Below are 20,644 nucleotides of genomic sequence, written 5' to 3'. Positions count from 1 at the left end.
TGTAGGAGCTGCCGAAGGCTGCGATCTTTTGATCTTAAAAAGCCTGGCATCAGCCAGGCTTTTTCATGCTTACTCGGTCGCGAGTACACCACGGCGCACCTGGTCACGCTCGATCGATTCGAACAGCGCCTTGAAGTTGCCCTCGCCAAAACCATCGTCGCCCTTGCGCTGGATGAATTCGAAGAACACCGGCCCCATCAGGGTTTCCGAGAAGATCTGCAGCAGCAGACGCTTGTCGTCCGGGTTCGACGAGCCGTCGAGCAGGATGCCACGCGATTGCAGTTGATCCACCGGCTCGCCGTGGTTCGGCAGACGGCCTTCGAGCATTTCGTAGTAGGTGTCCGGCGGCGCGGTCATGAAGCGCATGCCGATCTTTTTCAATTGATCCCAGGTCTTGACCAGGTCATCGGTGAGGAACGCCACGTGCTGGATGCCCTCGCCGTTGAACTGCATCAGGAACTCTTCGATCTGCCCGGCGCCCTTGGACGACTCTTCGTTCAGCGGGATGCGGATCATGCCGTCCGGTGCGGTCATCGCTTTCGAGGTCAGGCCGGTGTATTCGCCCTTGATGTCGAAGTAGCGGATCTCGCGGAAGTTGAACAGCTTCTCGTAGAAGTTGGCCCAGTAGGCCATGCGGCCGCGGTACACGTTGTGGGTCAGGTGATCGATGATCTTCAGGCCGGCACCGACCGGGTTGCGATCAACGCCTTCGATGAACACGAAATCGATGTCATAGATCGAGCTGCCTTCGCCGAAACGGTCTATCAGGTACAGCGGCGCGCCGCCAATGCCTTTGATCGCCGGCAGGTTCAGCTCCATCGGCCCGGTTTCGATATGAATCGGCTGAGCACCCAATTCCAGGGCGCGGTTGTAGGCTTTCTGCGAGTCCTTGACCCGGAACGCCATGCCGCAGACCGACGGCCCATGCTCGGCCGCGAAGTACGACGCTACGCTGTGCGGTTCATTGTTGAGGATCAGGTTGATCGCGCCCTGACGATACAGGTGCACGTTCTTGGAACGGTGGGTCGCGACTTTGGTGAAGCCCATGATCTCGAAGATCGGCTCCAGGGTGCCAGGAGTCGGCGATGCGAACTCGATGAACTCAAAGCCCATCAGGCCCATTGGGTTTTCGTATAAATCTGCCATGGTGACGCCTCATCATTCTTATCAATTAACCAGAGTTAGTTGTCAGTAATGCTGAGACCGGCGGGTGGTGCGCAGGAGATGCCTCGCACACTGCGGGCGAGGAAGTCACCATAGATCAGTTGAAACCCGAATATCTTCATTGTCGACCCAAGGCTCTTGCGGGCGAGGCTTCTGCTGCCAGAAGACGTTTATTATTGTATGCGTAACCGGATTCTACACAGCGTAAATAGGGTTGTCTGCCCTCTCTATAAAATCCGCCTTTTTCGCATCGGTGCAAGGGGTTTGTTGCACAGATAAATTCCCGCCAGCACCAGCGCGCCGCCAAGGCACAGAGTCAAGGTGAGTCGTTCGCCAAGCAACAGCGCGCCGAGCAGCACTGCGGTCAGTGGATTGAGGGCTATGAACACGCCGGATCGGGTCGCGCCGATTTTGCGGATGCCGTCGTAGTAGCCGATATATGCCAATGCCGAGCCGAACACGCCGAGGTAAATCAGGCTCAGCCATTGTGGCGTGTCGAGGTTGAACAAGGCTGCCGCGTTCATCTCGCCACGCAGTGTTGCCAGCACCAACAGCATCACGCAGCCGATCAATACCGAAAACGTCACTGTCTGCAGCGGGCCGAGTGCCTGATTCAACTCGCGGGAACACAGCGAATAAATGCCCCAGCCTGCTACGCAACCGAGAATCAACAAATCGCCGATCCAGGCATTCGGTGTCACGGCGAGCAATTGCGGGTTGCGACTGACGATCACCAGACTCGCGCCGCCAATGCACAGGGCGATGCCGGCGACTTTCACCCGGCCCAGGCGCTCCTTGAACAACAGCCAGGAAGCCAGGCCGATCACGGCTGGATTCAACGCGACGATCAACGAAGCGCGCGAGGCATTGATGTACTGCAGGCCATAAAAGAAACACAAGTTGTAGAAAAAGATCCCGAAGGACCCCAACAGCGTCAATTGCAGCCATTGCCGAGGCGTCGGTCGTGCCAGCGGGATGCGCGCAACCCATACAAACCCGAGCAACGCCACGCTGGCGAGCAGGAAGCGCAGGCTGGCGGCGAACAGCGGGCTGAGGCTGCCCGCCAGAAAACGCCCGGCGACAAAGGTCCCGCCCCACATCATGGTCACGGCAGCCAGCGTCAGATAAACCGACCGGTCAGAAACGTTATTGCGAGTTTGCTCCACGTTGCGCATGACGCTCCAAACCAGAGAAGCCAAAGGATGGCGTATCATTCACTTCATTCCTGGTCATCGTAAAATGAGCAAACACTCATGACCCTCACGCAACTGGAGATCTTCTCACTGGTCGCCGAACTGCGCGGCTTCACCCTCGCCGCCCATCGTCTGGGGATTTCGCAGTCAGCGGTATCCCACGCCATGAAATCCCTGGAGCAGGAGTTGGGCGTCGAGTTGTTGCGCCGTCATTCGTCGCAGGTGGAGCTCACCGATATCGGCAAGCAGGTGCTCCAGCGCGCACGCGCCATGCTCGGTCTGGCCAACACTCTGCGCCAGGAGGCGGCCGATGCCCGGGGCATGAAAAGCGGTACGCTGCGCATTGGCTCGTTCGGCCCGACGGCGTCGATCAAGTTGCTGCCGAGAATTCTGCAGCGCTATCGCCAAGTCCATCCCGGCATAGAAGTGCACATCGATGAGGGGCCGGACCGGCAGGTGCTGCAGTGGCTGGAAGAGCGGCGAATCGACGTCGGTTTCGTGGTGTTGCCCGAGGAACGCTTCGACACTTTCGCGCTGGTCGAAGACCAGATGGTTGCCCTGCTCCCGCTCGGTCATCCACTGGCCGCCAGCGCGGCGCTGAGCCTTCAGGATTTGTGTGCCGACCCGTTTGTGCTGACCGAGGCCGGTTCAGCGGAACTGGTTTCACGCCTGTTCACTGCCGCGCGCCTGCAACCGAACATTCGCTACCGCTGCTCGCAATTGCTCAGCACACTTGACGTTGTCAGCCGGGGCGATGCAGTCACGGTCGTCGCCGAAGGCTCATTGCCAGACGATCCAGCGCCGCGTTACGTGAAGAAGCCGCTGTTGCCGGCGGTGCAACGTCTGATCGGCCTCGCTGTTCTCGATCAGCGTCAGGCTTCGCCCGCCACGCGGGCATTTATCGAACTCGCCAAGCAGATCAATCAGCCGTGAGCGGCGCAAGCGCCAGCGGCCATCTATCATCCCTTCTGACTCCGCTGTTCCTCACCGGTGCGCCGTTGCCAGGCCTGCATTCGAGCGTTCCACCTCATCGCAACAGGATGCGCCTATGCCCTTGACCGTCAGACCCCGCCGCAAACGTAGCGTACGCATTTTGGTGACCCTGCTCTGCGGTGTATTGCCCGTCCTGCTGGGCGGCGGGATTCTGTATATGCAAGCCGAACGGGCCTTGCAGCAGAGCACGCAAAATACCGCCGATGAGGCGTTGCGCCAATTCGAGCTGATGCTCGACAACACCGCCCAGGCCGCCAGCGAATTATTGCCCCTGGCTGGCCAGCCCTGCGAAAGCGTAAAACTGGCTTTACGTGAGCAGGTAACCCGCCGGCCTTTCGTGCGCTCGACCAATCTGGTGTGGGACAACAACCTCTATTGCAGCTCGCTGTTCGGTGAATTCAAGGAAGCCGTCAACCCGGGCGACTATGCGCAAGGCAAACTGTGGTTGATGAATGGCAACCCGGTCACGCCCGACACCGCGCTGCTGGTGTATCGCCTCAGCGAAGGTCGCGGCGGCGCGCTGACTACGCTCGATGGCTATCACTTGAGCAACATCCTGCGCCTGATCGGCCGGCAGACGCAGTTGGTGCTGCTGGTCGGCGACAACTGGCTGTCGGCCGATGGCAAAGTGCATCAGGGCGCCCTGCCGCCGCTGCCGATAGCGCAAAGTACGTTGATGTCTTCACGTTATGCCTTCAGTGTCAGCGCAGGGTTCGCGCAAGGGCAAACGTGGCGCTACATGGCCGCCGAATACCCACCCTTGTTCAGCCTGCTGATCTTTTTCGGGGTGATATCGGGCGCGATCGCTCACGTCCTGCAACGACGTGCCACCTCGCCCAGTCATGAAATGCTCCGCGCCCTGGAGGCCGGCGAGTTCATCCCTTACTTTCAGCCGGTGGTGCATGGTGACAGCAGGAAATGGTCCGGCACCGAAGTGCTGATGCGCTGGAAACACCCCAAGGAAGGCCTGGTGCGCCCGGACCTGTTCATCCCGTTCGCTGAACATTCGGGGCTGATCGTGCCCATGACCCGTTCGCTGATGCAACAGACTGCCGCCCTGCTCGGCCCGCTCTCTGCAGACTTCGACCAACCCTTCCACATCGGCATCAATATCACCGCCAGTCACTGCCAGGACTTGGAGCTAGTGGAGGACTGTCGCGAATTTCTTGCCGGGTTTGCCCCCGGCAGTATCAATCTGGTGCTGGAGCTGACCGAGCGCCAACTGATCGAGCCGACCGACGTCACGCACCAGTTGTTCGAGCAGTTGCACACGCTCGGCGTGATGATCGCCATCGACGACTTCGGCACCGGGCATTCAAGCCTGGGCTACCTGCGAAAATTCAATGTCGACTTTCTCAAGATCGACCAGAGTTTCGTCGCGATGATCGGCATTGATGCGCTGTCGCGGCATATTCTGGACACGATTATCGAACTCTCGGCCAAGCTTGATCTGGGTATTGTTGCCGAAGGTGTAGAAACTCCGGCACAGGCTGACTACCTGACCGCACACCACGTCAACTTCCTGCAAGGCTATCTGTTCGGAAAACCCATGCCCGGCGCTGACTTCATCGCTGCATTAAGTGATCGTTAACTAAAAATAAATTAAGCCCGACGCTTCGACGCGACGCACCAAATTGATACAAAACACCACTGTTGTTACATGACGACAAGATCAGGATTTACTCTTGGCGCATTAACTACTACAATTTTTTCAGCCTGTGCAAGATTGACAGGTGAGCCATTATCACCGAGTCGCTTCAAGGCTCTTGGCTTATAGCTTTGTTTGCGGTTGGTATCAGCCAAACACACTATTGGAGTAAAGATATTGTCCAGACTCGCTGAATTTCGTGCAGCTGAAAAGGCCCTTCAGGAACAGCTCAAGCAGCTGGAATCGCTGAAGAACGATGCCGGGCTCAAGAAAGAAATCGAATTCGAAGAAAAGCTCCAGGGGCTGATGAAAACCTACGGCAAAGGCCTGAAAGACATCATCGCCATCCTCGATCCGAACCCGTCCAAGTCCGGCTTGCAAGTGTCCGCCGCACCAAAAACCCGCCGCGCTCGCGTGGTCAAGGTTTATCAGAACCCGCACACCGGTGAATTGATCGAAACCAAGGGCGGCAACCACCGTGGCTTGAAAGCCTGGAAGGAACAATACGGTGCAGCCACCGTTGATTCCTGGTTGCGCGGTTAATCTTGCGCCAACAAACAAGCCCTGCTGTATGCAGGGCTTTTTTTTTGACAATATCTAACAAAAGCAACGATTTCCCCCGCGCTAGTTATCAATCCGCTTTAACACCCACAAGACGTAAGGCTAAAAACTCTTGCCGGATGTTGCGACGGTCATCGCTGCTAAACTTTGTGCTTAATGCCTTCGAGGTATCTAACCTGGCCGAGGTGAAACAGAGGCTTAAAGTTTCAAGCTGTTTCTCACGGCGACTATTTCGTCAGCGCTGGCCTTATAAATCTCAGCCTGACCCGCGTAAGAAAGTACATACGCCTTATCCGCCCCGACCGCCGCAACCAATGTTTGCGACAACACATGTCGGCCATTTTCAGTGATCGTACAGGTGGTTTCCAGTGCGTCCAGGGCGCCGAGTTTCGCCGGGTGCACCTTATTGCAAACACTCTGATAACCGCCCTGGAAAAAGTCTTTCTGAATCGACTTGCGCATCTCCAGCAGCACGCCCGGCACATTGACCTGATGGCCAGCTTCAACCTGAGTCATGGTCAACTCCATCACCATGACCTGATTGCCATCGGCGTCGTTTTTCACCGCACGCTGGCGCGACACCTGCGGCGGCGTGTCGGGCAATGCCTGGGTTTCCCACCCCGCAGGCCAGGTGATGCTCGGCTGATCGGCCCATGCCGGAGCGGCCAGCAGCGACGAGAAAAGGCAAACGAACAGCACTTTGAACGGTCGGATCATTACCAGAGGCACTCGCAAATTGAGCAGCAAAGTCTGAGGCCCGGTCGCCCACAGAGCAAGTCGCGCATTCGGTTTGGCGATGCCGCCCCGCATGCGTATCATTGCGCCCATTCACTCGCCCCATTGTTACGGAGGGCCTATGAGCCTGCACGAACTGAACACTTTCCCCGGCGTCACTGCCACGCCAGACAGCGCAACCCGCAACTTCGTCTTCAACCACACCATGCTGCGCGTGAAGGACATCACCAAGTCCCTGGACTTCTACACCCGCGTCCTGGGCTTCTCGCTGGTTGAAAAGCGTGACTTCCCGGAGGCCGAATTCAGCCTGTACTTCCTCGCCCTCGTCGACAAGACGCAGATCCCGGCCGACGCCGCGGCCCGCACCGAGTGGATGAAGTCGATTCCCGGCATCCTCGAACTGACTCACAACCACGGCACTGAAAACGACGCCGACTTCGCCTATCACAATGGCAACACCGACCCGCGCGGCTTCGGTCACATCTGCATTTCGGTGCCGGACATCGTTGCAGCGTGCGCGCGTTTTGAAGAGCTGGGCTGTGATTTCCAGAAGCGCCTGACCGATGGCCGCATGAAAAGCCTGGCGTTCATCAAGGACCCGGATGGCTACTGGGTAGAAATCATCCAGCCTGCACCGCTGTAAAAAAGATCGCAGGCTTCGCCAGCTCCTACACATTCCTTGCAGGAGCTGCCGCAGGCTGCGATCTTTTGCTTCAGCCATAAAAAAACCCATGATCGCTCATGGGTTTTTGCGTTTCAGCGACTGATGCTTATGCCGGCGCCGAAGTACGGATCAAGTGATCGAACGCGCTGAGGGAAGCCTTGGCGCCCTCGCCCACTGCAATCACGATCTGCTTGTACGGCACGGTGGTCACGTCACCCGCCGCGAAGATCCCCGGGATCGACGTCTCGCCACGGTTGTCGACGATGATCTCGCCGCGTGGCGACAGCTCGATGGTGCCTTTGAGCCAGTCAGTGTTCGGCAGCAGACCGATCTGTACGAAGATCCCTTCCAGCTCGACGTTGCGCAGTTCGTCAGTCTTGCGATCCTTGTAACGCAGGCCGTTGACCTTCTCGCCATTGCCGGTGACTTCCGTGGTTTGCGCACTGGTGATCACGGTGACGTTTGGCAGGCTGTGCAGTTTGCGTTGCAGCACCGCGTCGGCACGCAGTTGCACGTCGAACTCCAGCAAAGTCACGTGGGAAACGATACCGGCCAGGTCGATGGCCGCTTCGACGCCGGAGTTACCGCCGCCGATCACCGCCACACGCTTGCCTTTGAACAGCGGACCGTCGCAGTGCGGGCAGTACGCCACACCCTTGTTGCGATATTCCTGTTCGCCCGGCACGTTCATTTCACGCCAGCGTGCGCCGGTCGCCAGGATCACGCTCTTGGCTTTCAGGGTCGCGCCACTGGCGAAATGGACTTCGTGCAGCTCGCCGTTCTTGCCGGGAATCAGCTTGTCGGCGCGTTGCAGGTTCATGATGTCGACGTCGTACTGTTTGACGTGTTCTTCCAGCGCCGTGGCCAGTTTCGGACCCTCGGTTTCCTGCACGGAGATGAAGTTTTCGATGGCCATGGTGTCCAGCACCTGACCGCCGAAGCGCTCGGCCGCCACACCGGTGCGGATGCCTTTACGGGCGGCATAGATAGCAGCCGAAGCACCGGCCGGGCCGCCGCCAACTACGAGCACATCAAAGGCTTGCTTGGCGCTGATCTTCTCGGCCTGACGCTCGATGGCGCCGGTGTCGAGTTTGGCGAGAATTTCTTCCAGCCCCATACGGCCCTGACCGAAGTTTTCACCGTTGAGGTAGATGCTCGGCACAGCCATGATCTTGCGATCGTTGACTTCGTCCTGAAACAACGCGCCATCGATGGCGACGTGACGGATGTTCGGGTTCAGCACCGCCATCAGGTTCAATGCCTGGACCACGTCCGGGCAGTTCTGGCACGACAGTGAGAAGTAGGTCTCGAAGCTGAACTCGCCCTTGAGCGAGCGGATCTGCTCGATCACTTCGGCACTGGCTTTCGATGGGTGGCCGCCGACTTGCAACAGGGCCAGCACCAGCGATGTGAATTCGTGGCCCATCGGAATGCCGGCAAAACGCAGGCTGATGTCGGCACCTGGGCGATTGATCGAAAACGACGGCTTGCGCGCATCGGTGCCGCTGTCGATCAGGGTAATCTGGCTCGACAGACGGGCAACGTCTTCGAGCAGGTCAAGCATTTCCCGGGATTTCGCACCGTCGTCGAGGGACGCAACGATCTCGATCGGCTGGGTGACCCGTTCCAGGTACGATTTCAACTGGGCTTTAAGATTGGCGTCCAACATACGGGCGATCTCCTGTGTCTTTATTCAAGGCGAAAAAAAGCCCGAGCGAATCTCGCCCGGGCTTTTTCAATGGGCGGTGCAGCTTACTGAGGTAGGTGCGGAGTACCGCCCTGTGTTGCGTGTCTCACAGACTCAGATCTTGCCGACCAGGTCCAGGGACGGAGCCAGAGTGGCCTCGCCTTCTTTCCACTTGGCTGGGCAAACTTCGCCTGGGTGAGCAGCAACGTACTGAGCAGCCTTGATCTTGCGCAGCAGCTCGGAAGCGTCACGGCCAACGCCGCCATCGTTCAGCTCAACGATTTTGATCTGGCCTTCAGGGTTGATCACGAAGGTGCCACGGTCAGCCAGACCCGCTTCTTCGATCAGCACGTCGAAGTTGCGGGAGATGACGTGGGTCGGGTCGCCGATCATGGTGTATTCGATTTTGCCGATGGCTGGCGAAGTGTTGTGCCAGGCAGCGTGAGCAAAGTGGGTGTCGGTCGAAACGCTGTAGATTTCCACGCCCAGTTTCTGGAACGCAGCGTAGTTGTCGGCCAGGTCTTCCAGCTCGGTTGGGCAAACGAAAGTGAAGTCGGCTGGGTAGAAGAACACTACGGACCATTTGCCTTTCAGGTCAGCGTCCGAGACTTGTACGAAGTTCGCCGTTTTTGAACGCGGTAGCTTTGAACGGTTTTACTTGGCTGTTGATGATAGGCATTGATGACTCTCCGTCAGGGTTGTGAATTCGATGGGTGAATCCTACCCACTCACTTGACGGATGGCTCATTGGCAAACCTGATGCTGCTGATTTGTTTTCGCTATTAGCTGACTGTATTAATAGAAGAAAACCATATCTACGACGAAGCCGGCTTATCCGTAATCCGAGCCATCCCGTGAAAGGGGCTCGCTTCAACATAGCGCATGGCTGACTTCATATCCTTCCAGCCGACATAGCTCATCAAGGATTTCAAATCCCAGCCACTTTGATGCGCCCAGGTGGCAAAGCCGCGACGCAGGGAATGGCTGGTGTAGCGCTCGGCCGGGATGCCGGCGCGTTCCAGCGCCTGACGCAGTAATGGAATGACACTGTTGGCGTGCAAGCCCTCCTCGCTCAGATGTCCCCAGCGGTCGATGCCGCGAAATACCGGACCGCGTACCAGCGCCGCCTCGGTGATCCAGTCGATATAAGCCTGCACCGGGCACAGCTTGAGCAGCGCCGGCGCCTGATACGTCTGCCCGAGGTTCTCGCGGTCGCCCTTGCTGCGTGGCAGATACAAGGTGATGCCGCTACCGGCGTGCGCCTGCACATGCTCAATCTGCAAACGGCACAGCTCATCGCTGCGAAAGCCTCGCCAGAAGCCCAGCAGGATCAGCGCCCGGTCGCGACAGGCCTTGAGCAACTGCGGGCGATCTTGCTGCTGCCGCGCACTGCGGACTTCCTGTTCAAGCCAGTCGACCACTTGCTGCAGATCGTGCAGTTGCAGCGGCTCGGCCTGTTTTTCCTGCGCCGGATGCAGTGCGCGAATGCCTTTGAAGACCTTGCGCACCACTGGCGCCTTGGTTGGGTCGGCAAAACCCTGACTGTTGTGCCATTGCGCCAGCGCCGACAAACGCAGCTTCAGCGTATTGATCGACAGCACGCCGGCATGCTCGACCAGATAACGCGCAACGCTATCGGCCGTCGCCGGCAGGAACCCGCCCCACTTCACTTCAAAGTGTTCAATCGCCGAACGATAGCTACGGCGGGTGTTGTCACGGGTGGCAGCTTGCAGATAGCGATCAATCTCGCTCATGGACAGTGTTCTCGCTGGCGTACTGATTCAGGGCGCAAAAAAGCAATTTAATCACCTGACATTGGGTAATACCAGTATATCCCGTCTGTTATTAATCAAACATTTAACTTTATTTTCAGAGTGGTACACTGCGTACTTTGGTAGCATGTACCACAGTACGAAACGGTAGGAGTTCACATGGCCCGTGGCGGCGTAAATAAAGCAGTGGTTCAGATCGCGCGCACAGCGATTCTGGCCCGAGGCGAACACCCCAGCATCGATGCGGTACGCATTGAGCTGGGCAACACCGGCTCGAAAACCACGATCCATCGCTATCTGAAAGAGCTCGATGACGGCAGCCAACCGGTCGAAGCGTCCGCAGAACCGATCAACGATGAGCTGACGGCGCTGGTCTCACGCCTCGCCCAGCGCCTGAAAGAACAAGCACAAGAGCCCATTGAACAAGCGCGCGAGCAGTTCGAAGAGCAGCGTGAAACGCTGGAAGCGGAACTCAAACAGGTACGCCAGGCACTCGAACAACTGGAGCAACAGCACGACATCCAAGGCGCGGCGCTGGCCAAGGAATCCGAGGCGCTGAAAGAAACCCGTTCGATGCTGCAGACCGAGCAAACCCGCAACGCGGGACTCAATCAGGCGCTGGCCGATTTCGAGTTGCGCCTGCAGGACAAGGACGAGCAGATCCGCTCGCTGGAAGAGAAACACCTGCATGCCCGCGATGCGCTTGAGCATTACCGCAACGCCACCAAAGAGCAGCGCGAGCAGGAACAGGCCCGTCACGAGGGACAACTGCAGCAGTTGCAGATGGAATTGCGCCAGGCGCAACAAAGTGCACTGGTGCGTCAGGACGAGATCACCCAGCTGCATCGCGACAACGAACGTCTGCTCACGGAAAACCGTGGTACCCAGCGCGAACTGAGCCTGATGCAGGATCAGCTCAAGCACAGCAACCAGCGTCAGGATCAGTTGCTGGAGCAAGCCACTCGCGTCGATAACGAACGCACCCTCCTCCAGGAACGCCTGCGCGTGGCCCTGCTGGAGAGTCAGACGCTGAAACAGGATGCCGACGAACAGCGGCAGCTCAATCAGTCACTGGAGAAGGAATTGACCAAGACTCAAGCGAGTCTGGAAGACAGCTTGCGTCTGGCGGCTACCGTTGCAGCAGCGCCAGACACAGGCAAAGCGAAGGATGCTTAAGCGCCGACCGGCGTACGCATGGTGACGAACTCTTCGGCGGCCGTCGGGTGCACCCCGATTGTGTCGTCGAAGTCACGCTTGGTCGCGCCAGCCTTCAGAGCAATCGCCAGACCTTGCACGATCTCACCCGCGTCCGGGCCGACCATATGGCAGCCGAGCACTTTGTCGGTCTTGCCGTCGACCACCAGTTTCATCAGGGTTTTCTCCTGACATTCGGTCAGCGTCAGCTTCATCGGGCGGAAGCGGCTCTCGAAAATCACCACTTCGTGGCCCGCTTCCCGCGCCTCTTCTTCGGTCAAACCGACAGTGCCGATGTTCGGCAGGCTGAACACCGCCGTCGGGATCATCTTGTAATCCACCGGGCGGTATTGCTCCGGCTTGAACAAGCGCCGCGCCACCGCCATGCCTTCGGCCAGTGCCACCGGCGTCAGTTGCACCCGGCCGATGACATCACCCAACGCCAGAATCGACGGTTCGCTGGTCTGGTATTGCTCGTCGACCTTGATGAAGCCCTTGTCGGTGAGCTGCACATCGGTGTTTTCCAGACCCAGATTGTCCAGCATCGGACGGCGACCCGTGGCGTAGAACACGCAGTCGGCTTCCAGTACGCGGCCATCCTTGAGGGTCGCCTTGAGGCTGCCGTCTGGCTGTTTGTCGATGCGCGCGATGTCGGCGTTGAACTGCAGATCCATACCGCGCTTGGTCAGCTCTTCCTGCAAATGCTTGCGCACCGAGCCATCGAAACCACGCAGGAACAGATCGCCGCGATACAACAGCGTGGTGTTGGCGCCCAGGCCGTGGAAAATCCCGGCGAACTCGACCGCGATGTAACCACCACCGACCACCAATACACGTTTCGGCAGTTCTTTGAGGAAGAACGCCTGATTGGAACTGATCGCGTGTTCGTGCCCCGGAATCTCCGGAATCTGCGGCCAGCCACCCGTAGCGATCAGGATGTTTTTCGCGGTGAAGCGCTCACCGTTGACCTCGACCTCATGCGGGCCGACGATCTTCGCGTGGGCTTCGTGCAGGGTCACGCCACTGTTGACCAGCAGGTTGCGATAAATGCCGTTGAGGCGATTGATTTCGCGGTCCTTGTTGGCGATCAGGGTCGCCCAGTCGAAATTGGCTTCACCCAGACTCCAGCCGAAACCGGACGACTGCTCGAAGTCTTCGGCGAAATGCGCGCCGTACACCAGCAGTTTCTTCGGCACGCAGCCGACGTTGACGCAGGTACCGCCCAGATAACGACTCTCGGCCACCGCCACTTTCGCGCCGAAACCGGCCGCGAAGCGCGCTGCACGTACACCGCCGGAACCGGCACCAATCACATAAAGGTCAAAATCGTAGGCCATTGCTATCTCCTCGGCAGGCCAACAGCATACCCGCCACCGTCCATTGGGCAAGCGCCGTGCGCAGCTTTTCGCCCGCCTCGGCGAAGTCGGGAAACTTCTCCAAATAATAATATTTCTTGTTTGATACTAAATCGTCGGGCTGCACCTCGTCTTTGAACCAACGGATTTTTTCCCTCGAAGACAAGGAGTCGGCTGCGATGTTCGCGCCCATTACCCGTTCCATGACCTTGACTGTCGGCTTGTTCAGCATGGCGTTGAGTCCCGATCTGCTGGCTGAAACCGACCCTGAAACAGCGCCACAATCCGCCACCCAGGCGCTGGAACTGGACGCCACCAGCGTCAGCGCTGAAGGCCTCGGCCTCAATACCGAAAACACTCATTCCTACACCACCGGCGCGATGAGCACCGCAACGCGGCTGAACCTGTCGATCAAGGAAACCCCGCAATCGGTGTCCGTGGTCACGCGCCAGCGGATGGATGATTTCAAGCTCGGTACATTGTCCGAAGCCATGCGTCAGACCACCGGTATTGTCGTGCAACACAACGACTCGGACCGAGTCAGCTATTCGGCGCGGGGTTACCCGATCAACAATTTCCAGATCGACGGCATGCTCAACACCTTCGGGCGCATGAAGTCGGATTCGGACACCATCATCTACGACCGCATCGAAGTGGTCCGCGGCGCGACCGGCCTCACCACCGGCGCCGGTGATCCCTCCGCCACCATCAACATGGTGCGCAAACGCCCGACTGCCCAGTGGCAGGCACTGGCCGGGATCAGCGGTGGCAGCTATGACAACTATTACAGCTATGTCGACGTTGGTGGGCCGCTGGCTTTCGACGGCCGGCTGCGCGGGCGCACGGTGCTGGCCTATCGTGACAGCCAGTCGTTCCGTGACAAATACGCGCTGCAACGCGAGGTCGGCTACGGCATTCTCGAAGCTGATCTGACCGATTCCACGGTGCTAGCCGTCGGTTACGACTATCAGGACAAGCAGGTACAAGGCACCTCCTGGGGCACCGTGCCGTACTGGAACGCCGACGGCAGCAAGGCGGGTCTTGGCCGGTCAACGAACATGGCGACCTCCTGGAGTTCCTGGCCGCTGAAGGACAAGACCGCATTCGTCACCCTGGACCAGCAATTGGGTGATGGCTGGAAGTTGAAGGCCGCCTACACCCACCGCGAAAGTGATACCGACGGCAAGGTCTATTACGGCGGCAGCGGATTCCCCGAGGCCGACCGCAGCGGCATGACGGCCTACATGGGGCACATGCTTGGCACGCAGAAAATGAGCGTGTACGACTTCAACCTGTCGGGGCCGTACCAATTGTTCGGCCGCGAACACGAGATGATGTTCGGCTACGGCGAGGCGGAAAACCGCTCGACTTCGCCCTACGCCTTCAACGGCCCCCAAGCCGCCGACTACGGCAAGATCCGCGACTGGAAATACATGGGCGACATCGGCAAATTCGCTGACACGGTTACCGGCCTGCCGGGTGCGCGCGGCATCACTCGACAAAAGGCCGGTTACCTCGCGACCCGCCTGAGCCTGACCGATGAGCTGCATGCCGTCATCGGCAGCCGCTATGGCAGTTGGGACGAATCCAGCACCGATTACTACTATGACGCGCAGCAAAAACTGACCAGCACCGATGCCACCCATCAGCGTCAGAACGATATCTGGACGCCCTACGCCGGCCTGCTTTATGACCTGACGCCGGAGTACACGGCTTACGTGAGCTACACCGATATTTTCAAACCGCAGAGTAAACGCGACAGCAACCGCAATTACCTCGACCCCGTGGTTGGCAGCAACTACGAAGTCGGGCTCAAGGGCAGCCTGCTCGACGAACGCCTGAACCTGGCGACGGCAGTGTTCTGGAGCAAACAGGACAACGTCGCCGAGCGCGACAACTCGGTGCCCCCAGACCCGGTGAGTGGCGAGGAGTTTTTCAAGTCCGGCGGCAAGGGCAACAAGGTCAATGGCTTCGAGGCCGAAGTGTCCGGCGAAATCCTCAATGGCTGGAACATGACCGCCGGCTACACCTACACCCATTCCGTCGACGGTGAAAAACAGCGCAGCAACACCGCTCAACCGCTGAACATGCTGCGGCTGTCCACGGCCTATCGCTTGCCGGGCAACTGGCACGCACTGACTGTCGGTGGCGCGGTGAACTGGCAGAGCGACGTCTATGGCGCGGCCAACCGCCCGGTCGGGCGCGGCGCCAACGGCCGGATCATCACCGAACCGGCGCGGATCAATCAGCAGGCCTACAGCGTGGTCAAGCTGATGTCACGTTATGAATTCGACAAGCACCTGTCGGCATCGCTGAACGTCGATAACCTGTTCGACAAGAAGTATTACGACAACGTCGGTTTCTACAACGGCGTGTACTGGGGCGACCCACGCACGGTGACGCTGAGCCTGGACTGGAAGCTCTGACCCATCCAATCAAACCAAACCCTGTGGGGAGGGGATTCATCCACGATGGGTCGCGAAGCGGCCCCACGCTCGAGGTGACGCGCAATGCGTCACCCAATCCCTCACCACCGCTGTTAACCCCGAGTTAATGCCGCGCCGGGACACTGTGCCCCGAGATCTGCTTCATGGACGAACGGCTCCCACGTTTTTCCGTAGGAGGCACCATGAAAACCACCACCGCCATTTTTGCCGGGCTACTCGCCTTCGGTTCCGCCAGCGCCTTTGCCGAGGGCGGCGCCGAACGCATGCGGCATTACTACGACAACTTCCCGGTCCACCCCGCGCCAAGCGAACAACCGACCGACAGCAAAGCAGCGGAACTGCAGGTTCCGGACGATCAGACCGCGCAAGTCACCGAGTCTTATCGCAACTGATTCAACGAGCAACCGATGGACCTCCGATGGCTCCGCTCTGGCCTCGGAGACGACAGTTGGGCGCCCTGTGTGGGGCGCCTTTTTTTTATGCCTGCAGATCCTTGATCCAGAACAGCATGCGGCCATGTTCCGGGTCGAACATGCCAGGGGCGAAACCGAACTTTTGATAGGCGTTCTGCGCCACCGCATTGCCTTCGAGCACTTCCAGGGTGATCTTGCAGCAGCCGCGCTGGCGGGAAATCTCCTCGACCTTGCGCAGCATTTTCTGGCTCAGCCCGAGGCCGCGAAATTTCGAAATCACCGCCACGTCATGAACATTGACCAGCGGTTTGCAGGCAAACGTCGAGAACCCTTCAAAGCAGTTCACCAGCCCTGCCGGCTCACCACCGACAAACGCCAGCACGCTGAACGCGTGGGGCCGGCGGGCGAGCTCTTCAGGTAGACGACGCAGCAGCTCGGGGGGCTATCGGCTGACCGCCGCCCATCGGATCTTCTGCGTAGTGATTGAGCACAATGCCGATAGCTTCGGCGTGCAGCGGATTGGTGTAGCTGGCTTGCAGCACAAGTATTTCTGCGGAATCCATTTCCATCCCCGATCAAAGCCCCGGCGTGCAAGGTGCGCACCTGAAAGGCTGCTCGACCTTAACGCGAGGCTGCCGTGGGCCACAACCCGAGGAACGCTGATAGCAAACGCCTGCAGGAGCTGCCGCAGGCTGCGATCTTTTGATTTTCCAGCGTCAGCGCCCCCCAGATCAGCTCCTCGGTCCAACCCAGTTCGGCAAAATCCTGAGCACGCAAGTCGCTCTCGCCAGCGCAGAAAAAACTCATCCAGTTGCGGCGGATTCACCGAGGTCGCGCTGAGCATCGCATGCACTTGCCCACGATGATGGATCTGATGCTCGAACAGGTGCGAAAGCATGCGCAGGCGACTGTCGTGCTGCGGCGTTTCCCGGGCGATGGTGACGATCCGCCCCAGATCGGCATCGCGCAGTTGCTCACAATAAGCGATCAACCGACGGTCCACGTGCGCCTGCTCTTCACGCAGCGCAGAGGCCTCGGTAAACGGCTCGTCACGTTCGAAAAACACATAGCAGTCGGGATGCGGCTCGTCACCGCGCAACTCGCGTTCCAGCGCGTCGACGTAGAACCAGTCGCACGTCAGGATGTGATTGAGCGTGAGGCGGATGCTCGGAAAAAAACTCACCCGTGGCGCTGCCAGAGCCTCAGCGTCGAGTTGGGCCCAGGCGTTGCCCAAGCGATGATTGGCCCACGCGTTCTGGTAGGCCATGGTCAATAAATGATGCGACAGCGGTTGGCTCATGTTCGCGCCCTCTGCGCTCAGGATTCGGCAAAACGCTGCAACTGCATCTCCTGCAATCGGCTGAGGGTGCGCCGGAACGGAAATTCCAGATAACCCTCGGTGTACAGCGCGTCCATCGGCACCTGCGCCTCAATGTACAGCGGGACTTTACGGTCGTAGCACTCGTCGACCAAGGCGATGAAGCGACGCACGCCGTCGTCGTGCACCGACAGTTGCGGCAGTTCGCGGTCGCCGGCCACCACCTGCGCCGAGCCATCCTCGGTACCGCGAGCGATACGCCCTTCGCGCTTCTGCGCGCTGAGGTTCGGCACGTCGCTCAACAGAATAGACCGATAGCGGTCGCACAGCGCGATGAAGTCCATCGCGGCGAACGGTTGTTCGCAGAGATCGGTATAGCGGCACCAGAGCACCGATTCGCTGGCCTGCACCACGTTCAACAGGCGATGGCCGACGGGCACTGGCTCGTTGCTGGCGGGCTGCCCGGCGTTGAGCGACTGGAAGACCTGCTGCAGCGCGCTGTCCTGCCCCTGCGCAACGACAAAATACCGCTGCAGACCCGCACCCGGATGCAGGCGATGATCCTCGGCGCCATTCACCGCCACCACCTGCATGTGCGCCTTGATCGCGGCAATCGCCGGGACAAACCGGTCACGGTTGAAGCCGTCGGCATACAGCTCATCCGGCGGCAAGTTGGAGGTGCAGACCACCACCACGCCTTCGTCGAACATCACCTGAAACAGCCGACCAAGGATGATCGCGTCGCCGATGTCGTTGACGAACAGCTCATCGAAACACAGCACCCGCACTTGCGCCGCCAGCTCCTTGGCCAGCGCTCGCAGCGGATCGGCGATCCCGGTCAACTGGAACGAGCGCTGGTGCACCCAGCCCATGAAATGATGAAAGTGCTGCCGTCGGGCCGGCACCCGCAGGCTCTGATAGAACTGATCCATCAACCAGGTCTTGCCGCGCCCGACCGGGCCCCACAAATACACGCCGGCGACCGAACGGGCACCGGCATGCAAGGCTTCATGGCATTTTTGCAGCGCCCAGACCGCATGTTCCTGGGCTTCATCCTGGATGAAGCCCTTGTGCTTGATCGCGTGTTGCCAGGCGCTTAGAGGAGAGTCGAAAGTCATGCGCGGCAGTATATATCCCTGCAGGAGCTGTCGAGTGCAACGAGGCTGCGATCTTTTTTAGTTTGTTTTTAAAGATCAAAAGATCGCAGCCCTTCGGCAGCTCCTACAGGGATTTTCGGTATTCAGGTAGATAAGTGTTGCGCCAGCAACGGCAGCAGTTGTTCGCATGACGCCTCGATCTTCAGATCCAACAGATCATCGGCGCGGGTCTTGCCCAGATTGATCGCCAGCAACGGCTTGCCGCGATCGGCGATCACCCGGCACAGACGGAACGCCGAATACGCCATCAACGACGAACCCACCACCAGCAAACCCTCGGCTTTTTCCGCTGCGGCCATGGCCCGCGCCGCCGTCGGCTGCGCCACGTTCTCGCCAAAGAACACCACGTCCGGCTTCATCCGCTCCCCGTCGCAATACGGGCATTGCGGCGTCTGAAAGCGCGCCTCGAAGGCCGGATCGAGCAGGGTATCGCCGTCCGGCGCCTGCACCGCATCGACCCCGGCCAGATACGGATTCTGCTCGACCATGCGTTGCTGAATCTCATCGCGCGCACTGCGTTGGCCGCAATCCAGGCACAGCACCCGGTGCAGGCTGCCGTGCAATTCGATCACATCCTGACTGCCGGCCTGATCATGCAGGGTGTCGACGTTCTGTGTGATCAAGGCGCTGATCCGTCCCTGGCGCTGCAAATCCGCCAGTGCCGTATGCGCCGCGTTGGGTTGCGCCTGACGCACCCGGGGCCAGCCAAGCATGGCTCGCGCCCAATAGCGGCGGCGGGATTCGGGAGCGGCGAGAAATTCCTGATACATCATCGGTTGCCGGCCCCGGCGCACACCTTCGTTATCGCGGTAATCCGGAATGCCCGATGGCGTGCTGATGCCGGCGCCGGTCAGCACCAGAAAATCGCCATCGGCCATGGCCTGGCACAGGGTGTTGAAGTGTTCGCGGATCGGGCTGTCGAGCATGCGCAGCACTCCGGGGAGGACGGTGCTCGCAGGTTAGCATTAACCGTGTGGCGAGGGAGCTTGCTCCCGCTGGATTGCAAGGCAAGCCCAAGAACAGGCCTGCTGCGCAGTCCAGCGGGAGCAAGCTCCTTCGCCACAGGTGATAGCGGTGAATTATTTGCGCGCCTCCAGAATCAGATTGAACGGCGTCTGCGTCGCCCGGCGGAAGTGCTTGAACCCGGCCTCGGTAAACACTTTACGCAAGCGCACTTCACCCGCCTGCGCGCCGAGCCCCAGGCCGACCTCCTGGGACAGCGAATTCGGCGTGCAGATAAAGGTCGAGGCCGCATAAAACAGGCGTCCGACCGGGTTGATATTGTCGTCCAGCGTATCGTTGGCAAATGGCTCGACCAACAGCACCGTGCCGTCGTCCTTTAATGATTTGAACGCATGCTGCGCAGCGCCGACCGGGTCGCCCATGTCGTGCAGGCAGTCGAAATAGCAGATCAGGTCATAGCCGTCACCGGGATAGCTTTTGGCGGTGCTCTGGAAGAATTCTGCCCGGCTGCTGACACCGCCTTCTTCGGCGCGCTGGGTGGCGACGGTGATTGACGGCGCGTGATAATCGAAACCGACAAAGTGCGATTTGGGAAACGCTTGGGCCATGATCACCGTTGAAGCGCCGTGGCCGCAGCCGATGTCGGCGACTTTGGCGCCTTTTTCCAGTTTGGCCACCACGCCGTCCAGCGCCGGCAGCCATTCCGCGATCAAGTGCCCCTTATAGCCGGGGCGGAAGAAGCGCTCCGTACCGCTGAACATGCACGGGTGGTGATCGCCCCAGGGCAGGGCGCCGTTGCCGCGCATGGCTTTGACCAGTTTGTCCTTGTCGTGGAAAAACGAGGCCACCACGCCGAGTCCGCCGGCGACGTACACCGGTGAGTCTTCGACGGCGAGTGCCAGCGCCTGTTCTTCTGGCAGACGGAACTGGCCATCGTGATGCTCCATGTAGCCGGACGCGGCGTGCGCGCTGAGCCATTCGCGCACCAGTCGGGGATTGCAGGTGGTTTTTTTCAGCGAGGGCTTGCGGGGTGATCGGCTGACTGTCGGCCATTGCCCGATACAGCCCGAGTTCTTCGCCAACGATGACGTTCGCCAGCATTGCGGCGCCGCCCATGTCGTTGACCAGTTTGCCCATGAATGCGTTGAGTCTTGATTCGTCCATCACGAGTGCTCCTGATACAGGATCACCGTCCGGTGGCAAAACGTTGTCGAGGCATGGGCCGCAGGGCGGTGGTCACAGAAGTGGGCAGGGCACAGCTGACGTCGTCCTGCATTCCCCCTCGACTGGGTAATGAATCAGTCTAGCCGGGCCGGGTGAACCTTGCAGGCTGTGTGAGCCTGCAATTCCGATGAGGGATCTGTGCGGGGGTCAGCGCAG

The 20,644-nt window shown here is 59.4% G+C and carries 16 protein-coding genes and 4 pseudogenes; 7 read left to right on the top strand and 13 right to left on the bottom strand.

Annotation, left to right across the window (positions count from 1 at the left end; genetic code table 11):
* Positions 1–69: 69 nt before the first annotated feature.
* Both hppD and HT737_RS00925 read right to left on the bottom strand, forming a co-directional pair.
* A complete protein-coding gene (gene hppD, locus HT737_RS00930) occupies positions 70–1,146 on the bottom strand; it encodes a 4-hydroxyphenylpyruvate dioxygenase (RefSeq protein ID WP_041067161.1) in 1,077 nt (358 codons plus the stop codon).
* Between the two features lie 245 nt (positions 1,147–1,391).
* Positions 1,392–2,339 carry a DMT family transporter gene (locus HT737_RS00925; protein WP_182401026.1) on the bottom strand — a complete coding sequence of 316 codons (948 nt, stop codon included), beginning with the start codon at positions 2,337–2,339 and terminating at the stop codon, positions 1,392–1,394.
* 78 nt (positions 2,340–2,417) lie between these two features.
* Here HT737_RS00925 and HT737_RS00920 point away from each other — a divergent pair, with 78 nt between their 5' ends.
* The 3 genes from HT737_RS00920 to HT737_RS00910 all read left to right on the top strand — a co-directional run bounded on the left by HT737_RS00920 (position 2,418) and on the right by HT737_RS00910 (position 5,541).
* Entirely contained in the window at positions 2,418–3,290 is an 873-nt protein-coding gene (locus HT737_RS00920; protein WP_182401024.1) for a LysR family transcriptional regulator, read from the top strand.
* A 115-nt stretch (positions 3,291–3,405) separates the two neighbouring features.
* Positions 3,406–4,941, top strand: a complete 1,536-nt coding sequence (locus tag HT737_RS00915) for an EAL domain-containing protein (protein ID WP_121185329.1) — start codon at positions 3,406–3,408, stop codon at positions 4,939–4,941.
* A gap of 234 nt (positions 4,942–5,175) precedes the next feature.
* Positions 5,176–5,541 carry a histone-like nucleoid-structuring protein, MvaT/MvaU family gene (locus tag HT737_RS00910; protein ID WP_003224630.1) on the top strand — a complete coding sequence of 122 codons (366 nt, stop codon included), beginning with the start codon at positions 5,176–5,178 and terminating at the stop codon, positions 5,539–5,541.
* 216 nt (positions 5,542–5,757) lie between these two features.
* Here the strand turns inward: HT737_RS00910 and HT737_RS00905 are convergent, their stop codons facing one another.
* Positions 5,758–6,276: a DUF4946 domain-containing protein gene (locus tag HT737_RS00905; protein WP_182401028.1), complete on the bottom strand. Its 519-nt coding sequence runs from the start codon at positions 6,274–6,276 to the stop codon at positions 5,758–5,760.
* Between the two features lie 139 nt (positions 6,277–6,415).
* On the opposite strand from HT737_RS00905, the gene gloA reads away from it, so the two are divergent.
* Complete coding sequence (gene gloA, locus HT737_RS00900) at positions 6,416–6,937, top strand: lactoylglutathione lyase (protein WP_182401022.1); 522 nt, start codon at positions 6,416–6,418, stop codon at positions 6,935–6,937.
* Positions 6,938–7,064: 127 nt separating this feature from the next.
* Here gloA and ahpF read toward each other — a convergent pair whose 3' ends face one another.
* The 3 genes and pseudogenes from ahpF to HT737_RS00885 all read right to left on the bottom strand — a co-directional run bounded on the left by ahpF (position 7,065) and on the right by HT737_RS00885 (position 10,399).
* Positions 7,065–8,627, bottom strand: coding sequence for an alkyl hydroperoxide reductase subunit F (gene ahpF, locus HT737_RS00895; RefSeq protein ID WP_182401020.1), 1,563 nt, complete (start codon positions 8,625–8,627; stop codon positions 7,065–7,067).
* Positions 8,628–8,759: 132 nt separating this feature from the next.
* Positions 8,760–9,324 (bottom strand): annotated as a pseudogene (gene ahpC / locus HT737_RS00890) (alkyl hydroperoxide reductase subunit C).
* Positions 9,325–9,460: 136 nt separating this feature from the next.
* Positions 9,461–10,399, bottom strand: a complete 939-nt coding sequence (locus HT737_RS00885; protein WP_041067146.1) for a site-specific integrase — start codon at positions 10,397–10,399, stop codon at positions 9,461–9,463.
* A gap of 177 nt (positions 10,400–10,576) precedes the next feature.
* Here HT737_RS00885 and HT737_RS00880 point away from each other — a divergent pair, with 177 nt between their 5' ends.
* Positions 10,577–11,593: a DNA-binding protein gene (locus HT737_RS00880; RefSeq protein ID WP_047294247.1), complete on the top strand. Its 1,017-nt coding sequence runs from the start codon at positions 10,577–10,579 to the stop codon at positions 11,591–11,593.
* Here the strand turns inward: HT737_RS00880 and gorA are convergent.
* The gene (gene gorA / locus HT737_RS00875; RefSeq protein WP_103521639.1) at positions 11,590–12,948 is read right to left on the bottom strand and encodes a glutathione-disulfide reductase; all 1,359 of its coding nucleotides are present in this window, start codon (positions 12,946–12,948) and stop codon (positions 11,590–11,592) included. The genes HT737_RS00880 and gorA overlap by 4 nt on opposite strands.
* On the bottom strand, positions 12,932–13,159 hold the full coding sequence (locus HT737_RS00870) for a hypothetical protein (protein ID WP_047294243.1): 228 nt from the start codon (positions 13,157–13,159) through the stop codon (positions 12,932–12,934). Before HT737_RS00870 ends, gorA begins: the two co-directional genes overlap by 17 nt.
* On the opposite strand from HT737_RS00870, the gene HT737_RS00865 reads away from it, so the two are divergent.
* Both HT737_RS00865 and HT737_RS00860 read left to right on the top strand, forming a co-directional pair.
* A complete protein-coding gene (locus tag HT737_RS00865; protein WP_182401018.1) occupies positions 13,146–15,392 on the top strand; it encodes a TonB-dependent siderophore receptor in 2,247 nt (748 codons plus the stop codon). The two genes, HT737_RS00870 and HT737_RS00865, sit on opposite strands and share 14 nt — an antisense overlap.
* Positions 15,393–15,595: 203 nt before the next feature.
* Entirely contained in the window at positions 15,596–15,805 is a 210-nt protein-coding gene (locus tag HT737_RS00860; protein WP_182401016.1) for a hypothetical protein, read from the top strand.
* Between the two features lie 85 nt (positions 15,806–15,890).
* Here HT737_RS00860 and HT737_RS00855 read toward each other — a convergent pair.
* The 5 genes and pseudogenes from HT737_RS00855 to HT737_RS00835 form a co-directional block, all read right to left on the bottom strand.
* Positions 15,891–16,389 (bottom strand): annotated as a pseudogene (locus HT737_RS00855) (GNAT family N-acetyltransferase).
* Between the two features lie 157 nt (positions 16,390–16,546).
* Positions 16,547–17,126, bottom strand: a pseudogene (locus tag HT737_RS00850) (DinB family protein); the annotation flags it as partial.
* 17 nt (positions 17,127–17,143) lie between these two features.
* Positions 17,144–18,262 (bottom strand): cell division protein ZapE, encoded by a 1,119-nt coding sequence (gene zapE / locus HT737_RS00845; protein WP_182401014.1) that lies wholly within the window; start codon positions 18,260–18,262, stop codon positions 17,144–17,146.
* A gap of 122 nt (positions 18,263–18,384) precedes the next feature.
* The gene (locus HT737_RS00840) at positions 18,385–19,227 is read right to left on the bottom strand and encodes an NAD-dependent protein deacetylase (protein WP_182401012.1); all 843 of its coding nucleotides are present in this window, start codon (positions 19,225–19,227) and stop codon (positions 18,385–18,387) included.
* Positions 19,228–19,380: 153 nt separating this feature from the next.
* Positions 19,381–20,428 (bottom strand): annotated as a pseudogene (locus HT737_RS00835) (class I SAM-dependent methyltransferase).
* Positions 20,429–20,644: the final 216 nt, after the last annotated feature.

Source organism: Pseudomonas sp. MD195_PC81_125 (assembly GCF_014060985.1).
GTDB lineage: Bacteria > Pseudomonadota > Gammaproteobacteria > Pseudomonadales > Pseudomonadaceae > Aquipseudomonas > Aquipseudomonas parakoreensis.
The sequence above is the reverse complement of the archived record's forward strand: the minus strand, read 5'-3'. Positions and strand labels throughout refer to the sequence as shown.